A 20,205-nucleotide genomic window follows, 5' to 3' on the forward strand; every position below is an offset into this window, starting at 1 on the left:
CGCGCAACGCAAGTATGCGGGCTGCATCAACACTGAGGCAAACATGTCAACCTTTTCTGTAAACCGGTCACACCAGCAAACTCTGCCCGCCGGCATAAGCGCTGGCATGCCCCTGGCATTAACACTGGAAGAACAGCTTGTTCGACAAAAAAGCGCCCTGCTGGTCATTGATATGCAGAACGATTTTGTGTCCGAGCAAGGCCTGCTGGCCCGGCGCGGGCTTGATCTTATGCCTCAACGTCAGGTTATTGATAACATTAACCGCCTTGTGCGCGTTGCCCGCGAGGCCGGGGTTCTGGTGATATGGGTTCAGACCAGCCACAGTTTTGCCGAAGCACTTTCTAATTACCTGTCAGTGCATTTGCGCAATCTGCCGCGTGAACGCTGGGTACACGACGAGTTATTGGTGAGCGAAGGATCAGAAGGTGCCCAATGGCACGAAAGCATAATTTCACGACTGCCCGACGAACCACTGCTCACTAAAAACATGTATTCGGCGTTTAGAGGCACGTCTTTAACGCAAATACTGGATGCGCATCAGGTACGCAGTCTTGTCCTGGCGGGTGTTAACACCGACGTCTGCATCCATAGCACCGCTACTGACGCATTTTTCGATGGGTATTATCCCGTCTTATGCGAAGATGCCTGTGCCACCTCGACCCGGGAAACCCATGAGGCCATCCTTCGCACGCATCGCACCTTTTATGGACTAACAGCGACGCTGTCTGACATAGAAAAGCTATGGGCTGCAACGCCACAGTAGCACCGAACAATTTAAACAGACATGTGGTCTGAGCCTGCTTGCGCTTCGACCCTGTAAATACGCCCCGCCCCGCCCGTAACTAGAAGGTACCACCATGCAAATACTTTTCGCTTCGTCACACAGCCATGATCCCGACGTATGGATCAACCCACTGCGAAAGGCTTTGCCTTATCTTGAGTTCGTGCAATGGGACGAGAACGGCGACAGCATTAACGCAGAGCTGGCCATTGTGTGGAACCCGCCAACGCAAATTTTTGAGCGTGAAAAAAACCTGCGGGCAGTGTTTAACCTGGGAGCTGGCGTTGACGCCATATTGCAGCGCCCGGGCTTAACCGACAAGGTCGCCATATATCGTCTGGAAGACGCCGGCATGGCGGTTCAGATGGCCGAGTACGCCACCTGGGCGCTACTGCGCGCCTCACGTAACTTTGATGCCTATCAGCAGCAGCAACAACAGAAAAATTGGCAACGCCTGCCCGACATCCAACGTGATGCGTGGCCCGTAGGCGTGCTGGGGCTAGGCGTAATGGGAAGCCGCGTGGCTCAAACCCTTGCCGGGTTTGATTACCCCGTTGCTGGATGGTCGCGTAGCGCCAAACAGCTGGATGGCGTGGAAACCTGGGCGGGCGACGAGCAGTTTTCAGGCTTTTTGTCGCGCACGCGAGTGCTCATCAACACATTGCCGCTAACCTCAGAAACGCATTCAATATTGTGTCGTAAAACCTTCGAACAACTGCTGCCCGGCGCCTGCATCATAAACATGGGTCGCGGCGAGCACCTTGTCGAGCAAGACTTGCTGGCCATGCTGGATGAAGGCCACATCCAGCAGGCCACCCTCGATGTGTTTGCCCAAGAGCCCTTACCCGCCGACCATCCATTCTGGGCTCACCCCGGTGTCACAGTAACGCCCCATATGTCGGCAGCCAGCCTGCGCGATGTCACCATCCGCCAGACAGCAGAAAAAGTACGCGCATTCATAGCGGGTGAGCCGGTGTCGGGGCTGGTGGAGCGCAACCGGGGCTATTAACTGATAATAGTGACCGCCCCTTGCCAAATAGTCACCACCCACTCGTGACTATTTGGTCGGACCTGCAGGCCCGCATTCGTGCTTCAGATACCAGGCCGCTGTGCCTAGACCTTAGGCATCCTCCCACGGATTGATAACGTCCAGACCAGCACTGCGGAAGGGCTTTACGTCGCGGGTTGCAACGATAAATCTGTTGACCTGAGCCACAGCCGCAATCAGTGCATCAGCGGTCTGGATGACACTACCGGCCTGTCGAGCCGTGGCCGTCAGCTCGGCATAGGCGTTCGTGCAAGCCATATCAAACGGCAGCACTCGGCCAGCGAACATCGGTAGCACACGCTTTTCAATGTGTTCATGCAGCGTCTGCCGCCGCTTACCGGACGGCATCAACGCAACACCAGCACGCAGCTCGGCTACGGTCATTGCCGACAGATACAGTGTTTCGATCGGCTGCGCGTCGATCCAGTCACTGACACGCGCAATAGGGGATGGTCGCAGCGGCTCTGAAATGACATTCGTATCCAGCAAAATCATTATTCAAAACTCGCTGCACGAGCCGGAGTTTGATCGCGTACGCTTTCGAAAATGGCAAATTCTTCTTCGGTCAATTTGACCTTGCGGCCAATCTCGGTCAGCAGCGAACCCAGCTTTACACGGCCCTCCGGTCTTACGGCGGACTCAAGAATGTCACGCATTTCTGCCTCGATGCTGCGGCCATGTTGAGCGGCCCGAACGCGGATGGCACGATGTACCTCTTCAGGTACATTTCTTACAGTAACTGATCGCATTCAAAACACCCTTTTGATTGAGATTAAAACAATTTTAGTCTCTGCAATCATTTCGAACAAGTGCTCACCGCGCAGACGCTGTCAATGGCCATTAATTCTTTCGCCCTTGGTCAGCAGAATTGCCCCCCCCTTCTTTGCTAACTGGATGCTTTCTGCTTCATATCGTCAAACCTCGCGTAAGAACTTGCACGCAGCATGTTGGTGACTGTTCTGTCCGAAATTTGACTATATACTTCGGACAAACTTGCCTTCTGTCGGAAAAAGATATACAAATATCGGACAAAGGTGCTCTATGAACGATATGAAAACTCAGATCAAGGCCCACATCGACATGGCCACTCCTAGCCAAGTTTGGGTACCAACTGATTTCACCCATCTTGGCAGCCGCGACTCCGTGGACAAAGCGCTGCAACGCCTTGTCACGAGTGGCCAGCTTCGACGTATCGACCGTGGCCTGTATGACCGCGCCAAGTTGAACAGCCTGACCAAGAAAGCTTCGACACCGGACTACCGAGCGGTTGTGGATGCAATCGCCCGCCGCGACCAGTTGCGCTTGCTGGTCGACGGCATGACCGCCGCAAACGACCTTGGCCTGACCGATGCCGTGCCCGCCCATGTCACAATTCACACCGACACGCGCCGGCGCAGCATACAGCTCGACAAGCTCACAATCAAATTCAAAGTAACGGCCCCAAGCCGCTTGTATTGGGCGGGCCGACCGGCGATGCGCGTCGTGCAGGCTCTGCATTGGCTCAAGGACACTTTGCCTGCAGACAAACCACGTATCGTCAAGCGGTTTTCATTGCTGGTGAATGACCCCACTCAGGGCGATGCCATCCGCCAGGATCTGCTGAACGGCTTCAACACATTGCCGGCGTGGATGCAAGCTGTCGTACGCGAACTGCCTGGACGCGAACCCAAACCATTGCACTAATAAGGCTATCGGCGACGTGCTGCAAGCCATTACTGACGTGGAGCTGCGCCTCAACCCTTTCAACCGGGGATGATATTTCACTGAATCTCTGCAAATCCCCAACGATGGGCCTCCCCACGAGTCCCCCTAGATTCAAAGTTTGACAACAAAACAAAGGCGCCACATAATCACCGCATGAATTACGGTGAATACATCTGGCAATCCCCGCACTGGCCTAACTGGCAATATGATCTGGCTGCTCTGGCCGAGCCCTTGGCAGCGGTTAGCCGTGCCCAGGGGCTACTATTCGGTCGCTTGGCAGACGTCGGCATGGCCTTGCGTGACGAAGCCAGCCTGTCTGCCCTCACCCAAGACGTCGTCCAAACCAGCGCCATCGAAGGTGAAACGCTAAATGTAGCCTCTGTTCGATCCTCAGTCGCTCGTCGCCTGGGCGTAGACAACGGTGCTCTGGCCCCTGCAGATCGTCATGTAGAAGGCGTAGTAGATATGGTGCTGGACGCAACCAGCAATGCGACCGCCCCACTCACTACTAAGCGTCTGTTTGGCTGGCACGCCGCCTTATTCCCAACAGGCTACTCTGGCATAAGCCGCATTCACGTCGGTACGTGGCGTGACGACTCCACCGGCCCAATGCAAGTGCTTTCAGGCCCAATTGGCCGTCAAAAAATACACTTTGAAGCACCACCAGCCAGCCGCCTGCCCGCCGAGATGGATCGCTTCCTGGCCTGGCTGAATAACACCCACGCCACAGAGCCCGCCCTGCTGCGTGCGGGCTTGGGCCACTTATGGTTCGTCACATTACACCCGTTTGATGACGGCAATGGCCGAGTTGCCCGCGCCATAGGCGACCTACTCCTGACACGGGCTGACGGAAGCACGCAGCGGTTCTATAGCCTTTCTGCGCAAATTCAGCGAGACCGCAAAGCCTATTACGACATGCTTGAACGCACCCAAAAGCGTGGCATGGATGTGACTGGCTGGCTGGAATGGTTTTTGGCAACGTTGCAAAAAACTGTCGAATACGCACACGGCACCCTCGATCAAGTGCTGGCCAAGACAAAGTTCTGGCAACGGGCTGCGACCATCCCCATGAATGAACGCCAAATCAAGGTGCTGAACCGGCTGCTGGACGGGTTTGAAGGCAAACTAACGACGAGAAAATGGGCAGCGATCGCCAAGTGCTCGCAAGACACAGCGCTTCGGGACATTACCGAGTTGGTACAGTACGAAGTGCTTCAGAAAACTGCAGCGGGTGGTCGAAGCACCCACTACGAAGTACGCCATTATGGTTTTGAAGGCTGAAAATGCCCCAGCACAAATGAGAACCGACGCGTACACAAAGTGCAGAGGCGTCGGGCATATTGGGGGTAATTTTACGGTATGGCTTGCCTGCAATCAAGCACGATACCGCTCAATCATCTCCACAGTTCGCTCTGCAGCACGCACCGCATTGCCATGATCCTGCGAAAAATTAAACCGTATGCTTGACTCAGAGTGCGGGCTAAACTCGGTGCCGGGCGTCACAATAACCCCAGCCTGCAAACGCAGCGCGCGAACAAATTCCAGCCCCGATATCGTTAGCTTAGGCAGCTGCGGAAACAGATAACTACCCGCCTGGGGTGTACGCGCCTGCAGGCCTTCTGCGCCGCGCAGTACTTCAAGCATGTCATCGCGTATGGCCTGGTGCTTGCGGGTGCGGTCTAGCATCCAGCCTTGGGGTTCTGCAAACCACGTTTTTAGCACGGCCTGGTTATACCCAGCGGCGCGCAACGCCACGATGGCCTGCAGTTTTTCCATGCGGCTAATAATCTTGGGCGAACCAAAGGCAACACCTACCCGATACCCACTCATGGATTCTGTTTTTGAAGGGCCAATAATAGTGACGATGTCAGCGTCGCCCATATCCATGGCGCGTAAGTGCGTATATTGTTGACCATCATATAAAAGGCGTGAATAAAGCTGGTCAACAATCACGGTTACCGAATACCGGGCCGCCAGCTGGGCAATGCTGGCAATTTCTTGCGCCGAATACACCACACCGGCGGGGTTATTGGGATTAGAAAAAATAAATACTTCGGTACCGTTTTTAAACGCGGCTTCCAGCACATTTAAATCAATGCCCGACCCCGATTCAGTACCCAGATAATCCATAGGCACGGGTACCAGCTCACCCTCAAAAAACTCAACCAGCTTACGGTTGGCAAAATAATCAGGCTGAACAATGGCTACCTTGGTGCCACGTGCGATGGTACTGGCTGCCGCCAAAAACAGCGCACCTTGTGTGCCCGAAGTAATAATTAGATCTTCATCACCCGCAACAGGCGCTTTGGTAAAGTCAGCCAGCTTTGCGGCCAGATCTTGGCGGATCTCCAGGCTACCGCGATATTCGGTATACGCCTGCGCAGCACCGCGCTTAACGCCATCGGCGAACACGTCAAAAGAGCCAGGTATTGGCGTAAATGCATCCACATCGCCATGAGAAAAGTCCACCACGGGGCCTTCCAGATTATCGCCCTTCAAAGCCGGCGCATCCTCAGCATTATTCTGGCGCACTTCTTGGCCAGGCGCATTGTCAGTGCCCAATTTTCTGAATTTTTCGGTAAGCAGATCCATCACTATTCCTTATAAGTCTCATCAAAGCCAAAACAAGTAGCCCAGCGGCCTTCGCAAGAGCCCAGTGTCGCATCAACACTGAACGAAATAAAGCTACAATAAATGATGCAACTCATTATTTATTCTGATCAGTCATGATTACAGAGTTACGCACCTTTTTAGCCGTGGTGCGCCATGGCGGTTTTGCACGCGCCGGTGAACATATCGGCCTGACGCAAGGCGCTGTTAGCGGCCACATCCAGCGGCTGGAAGAGCAGATCGGGCATACCCTGTTTGACCGCACTGGCCGGCGCGCCATCTTGACGCCAGCCGGGCGCGAAGTGCATCGCCGCGCAGAAGACATCGTGTCGGCCGTAACCGAGCTGGGCAAGCTCGACAACACCACCGGCACACGTGGCACACTTGCTTTAGGTGCCATCACATCCGCCCAGCAGTCATGGCTTATGAAAGCCTTGGCCGCATTTCGCGTAAGCTTTCCCGGTATGTCGGTGCGTGTTCTGCCCGGAGCATCATTGAATATATTGGGGCAAATCGATTCGGGCGAAATTGACCTGGCTGTGATGGTGCGCCCGCCGTTTATTCCGCCACCTGAAATCCACTGGCATTCGCTGCTGCGCGAGCCATTTGTGGCCTTGGTTCCGGCCGATTATTCGGGTAACAACTGGCAGGCCGCCTTGCACGACCTGCCCTACATACGTTATGACCGCTCATCATTTGGTGGCCGCGCCATAGACCTATACCTGCGACGTGAACAGATTAACGTTCAAGATGCTTTAGAACTGGACGAAGTCAGCGGCCTGGTTCAAGCCGTTGAACATGGCATAGGCGTAGCCATTGTGCCCATGACCGCCGCATATTTACCCTACAGCGATAAGCTGCGTGTACTGCCGCTTACCGGCAACCCGCCCTTTCGAGAAATCGGCATCGCGCAGCGATCTGTATGCCGCTACCCAGAAATAACCAACCAATTGGTAAAGCTGATTGATCACTGTGCGGCCAGCAGCGCACAAGAAACCTTGCCCATTATGCAGCACTATAACTATGCATCTGCCTATGTGGGTGATGGGCCTAATTTGTGAAGCCGCGCCACGCCGCGTGCATGCTGCAGGCATTGCTATAGCCAACGAATTGCCACTAAGCCTCAAAAAAACAGCCGGTACAGCATATACAGCACCCCGCCCGCCAGTAAAAGCCCTAAATACCCCACTTGCGTTAAAGCCAGCCGCCCGGTGTCCAGATAGCTGTATACCGCTTTCATCAGCGCCACAACGGCCAAGCCCAAGATAACAACAACCGGCCCTTCAGGCATAAGAAAGCCCGCAATAAGCACCCCGGCGATAACATGAAACAAGGCTTGCAAGAAGAAAACTCCGATAACGCCCGCCACTGGCAGCAGGCCTGAACTGCACGCACAAAACAGCGCCAGCCACTGCTAAAACGTGTACCCGCGCGCCTCGTGGCAGAAAACCAAGATATTGGACAGCCAATGTTAGAATTGGTTGTCTATAAAAAAAGCCCGTGTTAGGGCCTTGTTTACCGTTTAAACATCGCCGATTCTGCTATAGCCAAACACCAGCACGCATCTGATGGAACCGCAACACCGTTGTCATCAACCATTAGTAAAATGCCTGGCTATACACCGCCTTAGACCTGCGGCAGTTTCGACAGCAGATCATGGGTATTTTGACCATGCCAGCCACATTAAAAAAGCAACACTGCCCCGCAGCGCACATTGAGCCGCAACCTGAAATGACCACCATCTGCCCAGCGCAACCCTGGTACGTAGCCCATACGCGGCCACGTCAAGAAAGTATTGCCTTGGACAACCTGCTGGCACAGGGCTTTAACGCCTACCTGCCTCTGTACAAGACGTACAAGAAGCAAATAGCAGGCAGCGAGCCCATGTTTCCCCGGTATATCTTTTTGCAGCCGGCCAACCCACAGCAATCACTGGCCACGGTACGCTCTACCCGAGGGATTACCCACTTAATTAGATTTGGTTTGAAGATCGCCAGCCTAGACCCTGCCGTGCTCAAGGCCATACAGGCGTTAGAAAAAAAGCGTAACGAAACACCCGAAGACCAACTGGCGCGCCTGCGCCCCGGCAGACGCGTGCGTGTGCGCGACACGCCCTTAGATGGCCTTGAAGGCCTGGTGCATACGGTGTCGTCCAAGCGGGTTACGCTGTTGATGGAAATACTGGGCCAGCAGCGTGAACTGATAATTTCGTCGGACAATCTGGAAACGCTGGACTAAGCTGCTAAATGATTAGCCCGTACAGCAGGCACAGCACCCCGCCTAACAGCAACAAACCCGCGTTACAGGCGTCGCTAGCTGTAAGCTGCCCCTGGTCCAGAAAGCGATACAACGTTCTCATGGCAACGATCGTTACCAGACCCAGTAGGGTAACCAGTGCGCTTTCTGGCAACAGGAAGGCAGCGATCAAAACCCCCGCCAAAAAGTGCGTTAAGGCGTGCACGCTTATGCCCCCAACCAGACCGAGCAGACCGTGCCGCTTACTTGCCAAAGCATGCTTGCCAAGGAGTTCGCTACGCAGGTTCATAATTGCAGACCTCGGCCAGATTATTTATGTTTATAAGTGTTACATAACATAGGCTTAGCGTGACGTAGACACCATAGGCTGTAAGGCTGATCACGTTTACCCGATGGCGGCCAAACACAGAAAACGAAGGCCTAAGCGTGCAGCGTGGGTATATGCAACAAAACAACGCCCTTATATGTTGCTAGAATAGCAATCATTACGATTTAATCTGTAAGTGCTGAAACAAAAGTAGTACTATTACAACGAAAATTTAATACAGAATGTCATTTATTTGACAGTTTTACGCCGCAGAACTACATATAGTTACTTTCGCGCTGACATTATCATCAAATTGTCATCTAATGATGGCCTACTAGCTCAACTTGAGCGTTAACGATTCTTTAATAGAAAATGTCGTGTTTTTGCCCATAAATAGGCAAAAATACTGCGGTAGCCTGCGCGTTTGGTTATGATGTACCCCGCAACACCCCCCTATCTAGCCTAGGCTGTACGCCCGATACAGCGCCTAATGTTCTCCCAAAAAGACAAAATGACAGCATCGATCCCACAAGAATCACGCCTGCCGCTACGCCTTGCGCGCCTTGGTGCCATCACACTCGCCGCCGCTACATTGTCCGCCTGCGCCTTATCACCGGGCATGCACATGGGCAGCCCTTCTGCCGTACAAAGCAAAATGGATCAAGCGGGGGACGAAGCACCCGCTGGGGCGCTAATTAACATTACCCCCCAACTGCTTAGAGAACAGCAGGCAGCTGTATCTGCAACGATAAGTGACGATGTAAAGGCACTGTTTGGCACGCCCCAGCCCTACACCATAGGGCCAGGCGATATTCTGAACATTGTGGTGTGGGATCACCCAGAGCTGGCGATGATGCCTATTACGTCGTCGAGAAGCACGGGGTCACCCAGCCAGGCAGATATCGGCAACGGATACAACGTTGATGCCAGCGGTTTGGTTCAGTTTCCTTATGTTGGTGCACTGAAAGTAACCGGCAAGACCGAACTTGAAGTGCGCAACATCCTGATGAAAAAATTAGCATCCTATATTAAAGACCCGCAAGTAACTGTGCGAGTGCAGTCATACCGCAACCGTCGTGTTTATGTAGACGGCGAAGTTCGGCAACCCGGCCTGCAAGTAATGGACGACTTGCCCATGACGCTGCCAGAAGCTTTGAGCCGTGCCGGTGGCTTTACCCAGGAAGCTGACCGCTCCACCATTGTGCTGACGCGAAAGAACAAATCAGTACGCATTAGCATGCCCGACCTGCTGCGCCTGGGCATCAACCCCAACAAGATCATGCTGACCAATGGCGACATGGTTCGGGTGCGTAGTGCCGAAGACAACAAGATATTTGTGATGGGTGAAGTGCTCAATGCCATCAGCCAGCCCATGCGCGATGGAAAGTGGACACTCGCTGACGCTCTTGGCGCTGCTGGCGGACCAAACCCATTGACCTCACAAGTAAACCAGATCTATGTCGTGCGTAAAGGTAAGCAGGATGACGCGGAGATTTATCATCTGAATGCTAGCAGCCCTACTGCGTTTGTGTTGGCGAATGGGTTTGAGCTGCAGCCGGACGATCTGGTTTATGTTGACCCAGCAGCGGTTGTGAGGTGGCAGCGTGTGATTGGGAATATATTGCCTAGTTATGCGGCGGTTACTGCGACACGTAGCGCAACGCGATAAACAAACCTACTGTTCACCTAATAATTCCCAATCACATCTGTTTTGACTAATGACTAGCCTCTCAAGCCCCGCACAGCAATCTCCGTTCGAAAATAATGACATTGGCCCACTAGATATTTTAAATATCATTTTAGAAGCGAAATGGGTGGTCTTAGCTATATCCGCCGCAGTAGTTTTGGCCTCCATCATCTATGTGCTTTTTAGCACCCCGATCTATCAAGCTAATACACTTATTCAGGTTGAAAACAATCAGGGTAACAGCAGTGAAATTATGGGCCAAATGGCAGCCCTATTTGAAGTTCAATCTCCAGCGTCTGCAGAAATGGAGATTATCCGCTCTCGTCTAGTGGTGGGTCATGCGGTAGATGAACTGAATTTATATATTCAAGCTGAGCCCAATTATTTGCCGATATTTGGACGATGGCTCGCCAAGCGTGCAACTGAAATGTCTGAACCAGGTATTTTCGGATATGGGGGTTATGTCTTTGGCAATGAATCTATAGAGATAAAGACCCTTGATTTGCCTAGAAAACTGGAGGGTGAAGGCTTAAAACTCATTGCTACGCCCGAGGGCTACCGACTATTAGACCAAGACGGTGAACTATTGGCTCAGGGCAAAATTGGAGATGAAGTTAAATTCACAGTAAATAATGAGCCAGGTCTAATAAACGTAACTATCTTGCATGCCAAGCCTAGAGCTCAATTTAATGTGCGTAGGCTGCCAAAGTTGAAGGCCATTAGCGACTTGCAGGAACGATTAAGTATAAGTGAAAAGGGAAGACAGTCCGGCATGATCGCTGCTACTTTGGAAGGGATAGAGCCGGCCAAAACCGCCGTTACATTAAATGCCATAGGGACTGCATATGTTGCACAAAATATTGAACGCAAGGCTGCGGAGGCAGCCAAAACACTAACTTTTCTCGATGAGTTTTTGCCTCAGCTAAGTCAGCAAATGCTTGAATCCGAGAAACTGTATACTCAATTTCGTGACCAACAAGGAACGTTTAATTTGAGCGCTGAAGGCGAAATGTCACTTCGCGCCGGAGCAGAACTAAAAGCTAACCTCTTGGAGCTCGAACAAAAACGACGCGAATTAGCACCCCGATTTCAACAATCCCACCCAACAATCAAGACTATTGAAAGACAGATAGCTGCGGTGCGAGAAGAATTGGCTCGAATAGAAAGCTCCACGAAGCGGATGCCCGATTTAGAACAGAAACTTTTGAGTTTAAGAAGAAACGTGCAGGTGAGTAGTGAAATGTACGTAAACCTACTAAATAGCGCTCAACAGCTGCGTTTGGTGAAAGAAGGAAAGGTAGGTAATGTTCGAATTGTGGACACGGCCACCCAACCGGAAATTCCCATTAAACCGAAAAGATCGCTTATAGTCGGCGTCGCAACAATTTTTGGCCTTCTTTTAGGCATAGCAACGGCTTTACTTAGAAATTGGTTGCATCCAGGAATAAGAACTCCGTCCGAAATAGAAGCAGCTCTAGGGCTCCATGTATTCGCTACCGTTCCCCACTCATCAAATCAAGCATCCCTTCACACCCGGATCGAGCGTAAGATGCCAGGACAACACGTTCTAGCGAATAGCAATCCGCATGATCCTGCAATAGAAAGCCTACGAAATTTAAGAACTTCGTTAAGTTTCGCCATGCTCGATGCCAAAAATAACGTCGTACTTTTAACGGGGCCAACTCCCGGCATAGGAAAATCTTTTACCAGCGTCAATTTCGCTGCCATACTTGCAGCTGCTGGTAAGCGTACGCTATTAGTTGATACTGATATGAGAAAAGGCCACATAAATCAATACTTTGGCTTACCACGTCAGAATGGATTTAGCGAAATTATTGCAGGTACCGTAACCATCGATGACGCGATACACCGGGACGTATTAACAAATCTTGACTTGATTACGACTGGCACGTTACCGCCAAACCCAGCCGAATTACTTCTGTCTCCAACCGCAACGGCAGCCATTAATTCACTTGCTAGCCAATATGACTTCATAATCCTGGACGCGACCCCAACATTAGCGGTGTCTGATGCTTTGGCTCTCGCTCCGCAGGCAGGAACCACATTTTTGCTTTGTAGAGCAGATATTACGACGTTGGGAGAAATCCAGGAATCAGTAAAACGGATACAACAAACTGGTGCGAAAGTGAAAGGCATCATCTTCAATGATCTTACAAGCTCAATGAGACGATACGGATCCAAATATGATGCATATCATTATGTGGATTACAAGTACAATACGCAATAATGCTCGTTGTCGCTTTGGCCTCTATATGGCGAAAGCTTTGCTTAAGTCAAAATTCGGGTAATAGGTGCCGGTTAAAACCAATTTGTATGGATAATTATCGTAAGAGCGGTATCATCGAGAGCCTAATAAAAAATCCTGTGCCATGCAGGTTTCAACCAATCGCACACTAAATTGATAAAACTAAGCAAGAATAGCTTCAGCAGGCAAGTGAGTTTATTGGTAGGTGGCACGGCTGCGGCGCAACTGCTAAATGTACTGAGTCTGCCATTCCTTACAAGACTGTACTCGCCCTCCGAGTTTGGGATCCTGGCCATTTATGTCTCGATTATAAATATAGTCGCATCAGTAGCGTGCCTCAGGCTTGAAATCGCCATACCGATTCCACGGCATGACAGAGAAGCAGCACGTCTCTTAGTGATTTCTATACTCAGTGCGCTCAGTATTTGCTTGCTAACTGCCGCAATTGTATTCATTTTCAAGTCCGAAATAGATCTGTTACTCGGGAAGCAAGCTTTAGAGAAATATTACTGGTTAATTCCTATTGGTATAATGGGTAATAGCTTATATGCAAGCTTTCAATACTGGACCACAAGAAAAAAAAGATTTACTCTCATAGCAAAAACAAAGGTTGTTCAAGCAGTGGGCTCAATAGGAACCCAAATACTACTAGCCGGGTTGGGCTTTAACTCATTTGGGCTGCTGATTGGTTATGTGGTCAGTAGCAGTGCTGGCTTTGTGTCTTTATCCCGAGAAACTCGTAACCAAGAGAAAAATAAATTTCGCAATATACGGCCACGTGCGCTTTTACACACGTTGAAAAAATATCAGCGTTTTCCCAAATACTCAACTCTTGAAGCGCTGGGAAATAGTACTGCCTTGCAGGTTCCTATATTAATGATAGCATCACTAAGCTTAGGGCCGGAAGTTGGTTACTTGATGCTAGCAACGCGGGTAATGGCTGCCCCAATGACACTGATAGGTCGTGCTGTAGGGCAGGTATATTTATCGCGCGCACCAGATGAGTTTCGTGAAGGCACACTACATACTTTCACCAACACAATCTTATCAGGACTGGTAAAAACAGGAGTAGGACCTTTAATCTTCGCGGGAATCGTTTCGCCCTATATCTTCCCACTAGTTTTTGGATCGTCTTGGCAAAGAGCTGGGGAAATCGTCAGTTGGATGACTCCCTGGTTCGTGATGCAATTTATAACATCGCCTATATCTATGACCCTGCATGTCCTCAACAGGCAAAGATCTGCCCTCGTTTTACAAATGCTGGGACTTGCAATGCGAGTTGGCTCAGTGCTCTTAGCGGCATCTATCGCAAAGCCTTATGTTATAGAGGCTTATGCTATTTCGGGTTTCGTCTTCTATTCAATATATTTTTTGGTGGTCGTTTTATCTGCCGACCTTGAAATAAAAGACGCCCTAAAGGCACTAGGCAAAGGTTTTCCCATCATACTTGCATGGGGAGGCCTTGGAGTTTTGAGCATATTAATACTCAGACATTTTTAAAGCTAATATTAGACACAGAAATAAAATATATCCTTAGCTCAAGGCCGAAATATAAATAGGTTTACCTTGCTTTTACTACCGCTTATTATATTAACAACCATAATGCTTTCTATCGGGAGCGTTATTTTAACAAAACATATCTTCACGAAGAAGTTTTATCTCTTCTCTCCTTTAGTAATATGTTTTGTGTATTTCGCAGTGCGAGTGTATCCCGGTATCATCGCTGCATCGATAGAGCTGGACACTCATACTCCCCTAGTAGCTGTTTTAGTCGCAAATTTAGGGGTTTTATGTAGCACAATTCTTTTGAATACATCAGTACGTAAAAAACTGGGTTCGTATCCCCATGATTTAAAGTATCCGCCAGCTGTAATTATTTACACACCGATACTTGTAGGGGGATTGGCTATTCTATTTACCTTTGCTATGCTCGGACGCGTACCGCTCTTTTATCTGTTTCAAGACATGCTTGGGAGTGGCGCGGAAATTAGTATGCATGCAGCCAGAAGGATGAATACCTTAGAACATCATTCCGGTGATACCATTTACTTTGGACAGGGCTATTTCAGATTAATTTATCAGACGATAGCCCCGATCTTTATTGCTGTGCTCTATGTTAGAGCTAGCAACGCTGTGCAAAGCCTCAAACTTGTAAGGTTTCTTATCTTGTTGTTTTGTATTGGTGCGTCATTAAATGGCCAGATATGGACTGTGGCGAATATGGGAATTTTCTTCATAGCGGTGAAACTGTCCATTCCTTACTTATTCTCTTCTTCCCCTCCTCCATCTCCGGCCAGACTTATTAAGCGAGGCGCCGTTGCACTACTGGGAATTTTCGCGTTCATATTCATGTTTCGATATTTCCAAACATTGTCTGGCCGCGAATTTGATAATTTCCTTTTGAATACTTTCAGACGCATTTACTCTGAAGATGTATCTGAGTTATTTTCACTTTTCCCAAATCCGAACCCTTATAGATACGGGTCTACATGGTTCAATGACATACTTGGATTTTTACCTGGAAGCCGACAAAGTTTCAGCTATGAAGTGCATTATTTATTACATGGTGGCGGCTGGGGCTTTACAGCCGCACCAGGGTTAATCGGCAGCGCCTACGTGAACTTTGGAATGTTAGGCGTGTTCTTTACGTTTATCTTTAGCTTTCTAATATTCAATTTGATGTATTGGCGATTGGTTAACTCCAACTACGCACACAAGCGCGTTCTCGCACTATACTTGTCGATATCGCTCGCTTTGGCAATATCGGCTGATTTAACGAGTGTAATTTTACCTATAATAGTTGTAACTCTTTTAAATTTATTAATCAGCACTACTTCTGCAATTTTTAAACGACCGATTGGACGACGTTTTCAATGAGAGTCTATACTTTTCTTGATTTACGCTCCTGATTCGCTCCAGCACTTGCATCATTTACCTCGTTTCCTGTATGTCATCAAAACACTGTGCGGAGCCATGCGATAACACATATTATGCAACTCAAGATGGGCTGAGGAAATCCTGCTTGTATATTTATCGCAGTCTATATTATTAACCGCGGTCGATATATACACTACGAACAAGATTTAATTATGTCTGAGATGCGCTCACCAAACAAAAATTCTGATATTCCAAGCTAGATTGCTCTTGATCTTGAAGATCTCTTAGAATCAACTGTTTTAGCCATTACGTTTTCGCAATAGCGACCACTTGCTGCGAGATAACTTAAAAGTCTCAGTAAAGATTAATAAATATCACCGTAAAAATAGTATGAATCTAAATATATTGATCATTAGTTACAACTGGCCGCCGAGAAACGCGATCGGGACCCATCGCCCTTACTCTTGGGCCAAATACTGGTCCCAAGCTGGCGCCAAAGTCACTGTCGTGACTTCAAAAAAGGTAACGTTTGATGAGCCCTTGGATTTGATGTTGGCGACTCTTCCAGGGGTCGAGGTGATCGAAGTACCTTTTTTTCACGAAGAAACAATCGATAACTCGAATGTCGGTTTCAGAAAATTACGAACGGAACTTCGTGCCGCTTTCTATAAAAAACTGAAAACCTATAAGAAATTTATAACAATGATGTTAGGTCGAAAAGATATACGCGATAGATGGTATAACTCATTCATAAAAAACCATCTAGATGATATTACAGACCAACACATTGATATAATAATTAGTACATATGGGCCTCGTTCTTGTCATTTAATAGGGGCAGAGGTTAAGAAACTAAAGCGCAATTCCAAATGGTTCGCTGACTATCGCGACTTATGGAGCCACGCGCATCCCAATAGCAAGATGGATGCTGAGATGGAGACAACTACGGTAGGCCGACTCGCAGATGCAATCGTCACGGTCTCGAGCGGACTCGCTAATACTCTCCAGGAAACTCTTAAATGTCCCGTCCATGTCATCCCGAATGGGTTCGATATCTCGGTTGAAGAGCTAGAAGAAATATTTGCCAAAGCCAAGACGAGGGAAATCGATGCACCAATTAAAATTGTGTACACGGGAACTATTTATCCGAGCACGCAGGATCCCACTCCGCTATTCATTGCCATAAACCAATTAATTGAAAGTAAAATTCTGACATCTGAAGAAATTATTGTTCATTTTTATGGCGCTCGGCAACCCGGGTTGAAGGATTTCATTGCCAAAAACGAAGCTGAGTCGTATACATGTATTCACGGTCATGTCCCATATGCTACAGCGCTTTTGGCCCAAAAAAATTGTGATTTCAATTTGCTGTTAGAGAGTGCACGTCCTGAGAATCGTGGAATGTTAACGGGAAAGCTGTTCGAATATATGGTAAGCGGTTCACCAATTCTAAGTATAGGCAGTCCACTGGATTCCGCTATTGGAGAATTGATTCAAGATTGCAAGATCGGCTTTGTGATGGAGAATGACCACGACGCTATCAAGCGGGTTTTAATAACCTTGAAAGCGCAAGGAACAATATCATATAGGCCCGATGTCGCAAGAATAGGTTTTTATTCGAGGCAGCATCAAGCTAAGCGGCTATATGACCTATTTCTTGAGGCTAAAAAAGCGGATGGATTTAGAAGATGAGCGTAGATACAAGTGACCAAATCTGGCGGCCGTTGATAGTTATATTTTAATGATGATGCCAGCCCTAAGCTTCGGTAATAGAGCGTTAGGCAGAACTAAATTTACGACCTGCTTTCATTGTGATTTTAAAAAAATTTACTTTTAAATTGGGCTTCTTAGGACGCAGTCCTTAGAGTGTAAATTGTTAAGTCTGATAGTTGAATAAAAGCCGCATTTCCCATATGTATTTATGGCAGTTAAATGTAATTTTTTGATCGATTAGCTAATACCATTCATTACATTTTTAGAAAATGTGAAGCCCGATTTTACCATCTGAGTCTTATGAAACTTCTGAGCCGTCTCATTCAATTATATATGCTGGATTATAAGAGCTGATGGCGACTATACTTTTTATTGCTGGTAATGCGCGCTCATTGATTTCGAACCGTGGTGAGTTGATTCGATCGATGTTGTCCGCAAATCATAAAGTCCATGCTTTAGTTCCTTCTTACGACCTCATACCTGAGATAGATGAGCTTGGTATCCAGTGGAAGGCGATTGCGCTTAGTCGAACCGGAATCAACCCTCTACGTGACCTGCTTAACACTCTTGAAATCTACAAACATGTCCGCGATATCCGTCCAGACAAGATCTTTTCCTACACCATCAAGCCGGTCATTTATGGTGTCGCTGCTGGCCATTGGGCTAGAGTGCCACAACTATATGCAATGATCACAGGGTTAGGCTATGTGTTTACCGGCCGCACCCTTAAACAGCGCATTCTGTTTTTTATCACACGTCAGCTTTATAGCTATAGTCTCCGTCGCACTACAGCCGTTTTTTTTCAGAATCCAGACGATCTGACTCTCTTCCGTAAGCTGGAGATTATCAATAAGAACGTTTGCCCGATATTGGTCAACGGTTCTGGGGTGGATATGGAGCGCTTTGGTTTGGCTCCGTTACCAAAGGGACCTCCGATCTTTTTAGTTATTGCTAGATTGTTGAATGATAAGGGTTTACTTGAGTTCGTAGAGGCTGCAACTCAATTGAAGGCGATTTACCCGGCAGCCCGTTTCCAGTTGCTCGGTCCACATGACCCAACTCTACCGCATGCTCTTCCGATTGAAACTGTCGAGGCATGGCGAAGCAACCCCGTCATAGAGTTTTTGGGACACCAGAAGGACGTTCGTCCATTCATATCCGCAGCGAACGTGTACGTGCTTCCGTCCTATCGCGAAGGTACACCTCGATCAGTACTTGAGGCGATGAGCATGGGCCGTCCCATTGTCACGACTGATGTACCTGGCTGTCGCGAAACAGTCATTGAAGGGAAAAATGGGTTTCTGGTCGAATCACATAACGCAAAGTCTTTAGCTGCTGCTATGCAGCGATTTATCCAAGATCCAGCTATCATACCCGTCATGGGCAAGCAAAGTCGTATAATCGCCGAACAAAAATATGACGTGAATAAAGTGAATCAAGTAATTATGCAGACAATGGAATTATTGTGAAGCGTATAATCGAAAGTATAGTCTCTGCATTAGCGTTATTAATATTAGCGCCATTGCTTATCCTCATCGCAATAGCAATAAAGCTCGATAGCCGCGGTCCGGTGTTCTTTCGGCAACAGCGTGTAGGCAAAGATTGTAATCTGTTCGACGTGATAAAGTTTCGAACGATGAATCATCGTGAACATATTGACCAACATGCCGAATCCGTTATTCAGGGCGGTACTGACTCTCGTATCACGCGGGTGGGCCGGCTGTTACGCATGTCTAGCGTTGACGAACTACCACAATTGATCAATATATTGAATGGTGAAATGAGCTTGGTAGGTCCGCGTCCAATTTTACCTGAGCAAATGGAAGTTGTTCCGGAAAATCGTATGGGTCGGTTCGACGTTCGTCCCGGCATCACTGGACTGGCGCAAGTCAATGGGCGCCGTGGTCTGGACTGGATGAAACAGTTGGAATATGACACTGATTATGCTGCACATCATAATCTGTTGCAGGACTTACGCATCGTGTGTCGTACATTTATCGTGGTACTTACAGGTTCAGGCATTTACGCTGATGCTTCAAAAAATTGGCGTGCGTATCGACAGACTGCTACGTCCGCCGCACCCACTTTGGCAGAAAATCTTGCTGAAGAAATCACATTTATGATTATCACCAATAATCCTGTAATGGCAGATCAGTTTATTAGCGCCGGTGTGAATCGTCTGTTTGTTGATATGGAGACTCTCGGGAAAGAAGAGCGGCAGGGGCATCTAAACACCCATCGTGCCAGCCACACTCCTGATGATGTACGCGCACTCCGAAACGCAATTCCAACTGCTAGCATCATGACTCGAATAAACCCATTGCATGACGATTCTATTGAGGAAATAGACGCTATAATTTCCGCCGGAACTGACTACATTATGCTGCCAATGTTTGAAACAGCCGAGGAAGTGGATACTTTTTTGAGCCTCGTGGATGGCAGAGCAAAAACAACATTACTGCTTGAAACCCCCCAATCACTGGTGCGTATAGATGAGATTCTTGAGCACTACGAGCGTATAGATGAAATTCATATTGGACTAAATGATCTACACTTGGGCATGCGGCTTGATTTTATGTTTGAGTTGCTAGGCGGTGGACTCGTTGATTACTTGGCCAACAAGATTCGAGCGCGCAATATCCGCTTCGGTTTCGGCGGGATTTCGCGCATTGGTGGAAATGAAGCCGCACCGGCTAATTTAGTGATGGGCGAACATGTTCGGCTTGGATCCGAAATGGTCATTCTTTCTCGTTCTTTTCATCAGCAAGCTGCGATTAGAGAGGGACAGGACACCCATCTTGACATCGCTTCGGAAATACAAAAACTCCGCGAATGCGAACGAGCTTACCGAAATGCAAGTGCAGAAGAGCTTGAGCATAATCGGTCCCAACTTCAACAGAGTATTCGGGTTTTTGTTAAGCATCGCCGAGATACGAGCGTCGAGACGGCTTAGTTA

Annotated in this window: 18 protein-coding genes; 13 read left to right on the forward strand and 5 right to left on the reverse strand. The window is 48.7% G+C overall.

From position 1 onward, the window contains the following. The first annotated feature begins 43 nt into the window (after positions 1-43). The gene (locus FQ179_RS05595) at positions 44-763 is read left to right on the forward strand and encodes a cysteine hydrolase family protein (RefSeq protein WP_149396248.1); all 720 of its coding nucleotides are present in this window, start codon (positions 44-46) and stop codon (positions 761-763) included. 94 nt (positions 764-857) lie between these two features. Beyond that, complete coding sequence (locus tag FQ179_RS05600) at positions 858-1,790, forward strand: glyoxylate/hydroxypyruvate reductase A (protein WP_149396249.1); 933 nt, start codon at positions 858-860, stop codon at positions 1,788-1,790. A gap of 111 nt (positions 1,791-1,901) precedes the next feature. On the opposite strand, the gene FQ179_RS05605 is transcribed toward FQ179_RS05600, so the two are convergent. Beyond that, positions 1,902-2,324, reverse strand: coding sequence for a type II toxin-antitoxin system VapC family toxin (locus FQ179_RS05605; protein ID WP_149396250.1), 423 nt, complete (start codon positions 2,322-2,324; stop codon positions 1,902-1,904). Then, a complete protein-coding gene (locus FQ179_RS05610; protein ID WP_149396251.1) occupies positions 2,324-2,578 on the reverse strand; it encodes an Arc family DNA-binding protein in 255 nt (84 codons plus the stop codon). The genes FQ179_RS05605 and FQ179_RS05610 overlap by 1 nt, the downstream gene beginning before the upstream one ends. Positions 2,579-2,870: 292 nt before the next feature. On the opposite strand from FQ179_RS05610, the gene FQ179_RS05615 reads away from it, so the two are divergent. Further along, a complete protein-coding gene (locus FQ179_RS05615; protein WP_149396252.1) occupies positions 2,871-3,512 on the forward strand; it encodes a DUF6088 family protein in 642 nt (213 codons plus the stop codon). 174 nt (positions 3,513-3,686) lie between these two features. Next, positions 3,687-4,814: a Fic family protein gene (locus tag FQ179_RS05620; protein WP_149396253.1), complete on the forward strand. Its 1,128-nt coding sequence runs from the start codon at positions 3,687-3,689 to the stop codon at positions 4,812-4,814. A 93-nt stretch (positions 4,815-4,907) separates the two neighbouring features. Here the strand turns inward: FQ179_RS05620 and FQ179_RS05625 are convergent, their stop codons facing one another. Further along, complete coding sequence (locus FQ179_RS05625; protein ID WP_149396254.1) at positions 4,908-6,125, reverse strand: pyridoxal phosphate-dependent aminotransferase; 1,218 nt, start codon at positions 6,123-6,125, stop codon at positions 4,908-4,910. Between the two features lie 134 nt (positions 6,126-6,259). On the opposite strand from FQ179_RS05625, the gene FQ179_RS05630 reads away from it, so the two are divergent. Further along, on the forward strand, positions 6,260-7,204 hold the full coding sequence (locus FQ179_RS05630; RefSeq protein ID WP_149396255.1) for a LysR family transcriptional regulator: 945 nt from the start codon (positions 6,260-6,262) through the stop codon (positions 7,202-7,204). A 62-nt stretch (positions 7,205-7,266) separates the two neighbouring features. Here the strand turns inward: FQ179_RS05630 and FQ179_RS05635 are convergent, their stop codons facing one another. Then, on the reverse strand, positions 7,267-7,485 hold the full coding sequence (locus FQ179_RS05635) for a hypothetical protein (RefSeq protein WP_149396256.1): 219 nt from the start codon (positions 7,483-7,485) through the stop codon (positions 7,267-7,269). 329 nt (positions 7,486-7,814) lie between these two features. Between FQ179_RS05635 and FQ179_RS05640 the strand changes: the two genes are divergently transcribed. Beyond that, positions 7,815-8,381, forward strand: a complete 567-nt coding sequence (locus FQ179_RS05640) for a transcription termination/antitermination protein NusG (RefSeq protein WP_255474841.1) — start codon at positions 7,815-7,817, stop codon at positions 8,379-8,381. A 4-nt stretch (positions 8,382-8,385) separates the two neighbouring features. On the opposite strand, the gene FQ179_RS05645 is transcribed toward FQ179_RS05640, so the two are convergent. After that, a complete protein-coding gene (locus FQ179_RS05645; protein ID WP_149396257.1) occupies positions 8,386-8,688 on the reverse strand; it encodes a hypothetical protein in 303 nt (100 codons plus the stop codon). Positions 8,689-9,217: 529 nt separating this feature from the next. On the opposite strand from FQ179_RS05645, the gene FQ179_RS05650 reads away from it, so the two are divergent. The 7 genes from FQ179_RS05650 to FQ179_RS22415 all read left to right on the forward strand — a co-directional run bounded on the left by FQ179_RS05650 (position 9,218) and on the right by FQ179_RS22415 (position 20,202). Next, positions 9,218-10,375 carry a polysaccharide biosynthesis/export family protein gene (locus tag FQ179_RS05650; protein ID WP_149396258.1) on the forward strand — a complete coding sequence of 386 codons (1,158 nt, stop codon included), beginning with the start codon at positions 9,218-9,220 and terminating at the stop codon, positions 10,373-10,375. Between the two features lie 49 nt (positions 10,376-10,424). Then, a complete protein-coding gene (locus FQ179_RS05655; RefSeq protein ID WP_149396259.1) occupies positions 10,425-12,641 on the forward strand; it encodes a polysaccharide biosynthesis tyrosine autokinase in 2,217 nt (738 codons plus the stop codon). Between the two features lie 207 nt (positions 12,642-12,848). After that, a complete protein-coding gene (locus FQ179_RS05660) occupies positions 12,849-14,159 on the forward strand; it encodes a lipopolysaccharide biosynthesis protein (protein WP_188074505.1) in 1,311 nt (436 codons plus the stop codon). A gap of 102 nt (positions 14,160-14,261) precedes the next feature. Continuing rightward, entirely contained in the window at positions 14,262-15,536 is a 1,275-nt protein-coding gene (locus tag FQ179_RS05665; RefSeq protein WP_149396261.1) for a hypothetical protein, read from the forward strand. Positions 15,537-16,043: 507 nt separating this feature from the next. Further along, complete coding sequence (locus FQ179_RS05670) at positions 16,044-17,228, forward strand: hypothetical protein (RefSeq protein ID WP_223146192.1); 1,185 nt, start codon at positions 16,044-16,046, stop codon at positions 17,226-17,228. Positions 17,229-17,602: 374 nt separating this feature from the next. Then, on the forward strand, positions 17,603-18,718 hold the full coding sequence (locus FQ179_RS05675) for a glycosyltransferase family 4 protein (protein WP_223146193.1): 1,116 nt from the start codon (positions 17,603-17,605) through the stop codon (positions 18,716-18,718). Next, positions 18,715-20,202: an aldolase/citrate lyase family protein gene (locus FQ179_RS22415; protein WP_149396263.1), complete on the forward strand. Its 1,488-nt coding sequence runs from the start codon at positions 18,715-18,717 to the stop codon at positions 20,200-20,202. The genes FQ179_RS05675 and FQ179_RS22415 overlap by 4 nt, the downstream gene beginning before the upstream one ends. Positions 20,203-20,205: the final 3 nt, after the last annotated feature.

Origin of the sequence: Pusillimonas sp. ANT_WB101, from assembly GCF_008369125.1 — a bacterium.
In the GTDB taxonomy this organism is placed as follows: Bacteria; Pseudomonadota; Gammaproteobacteria; order Burkholderiales; family Burkholderiaceae_B; genus Allopusillimonas.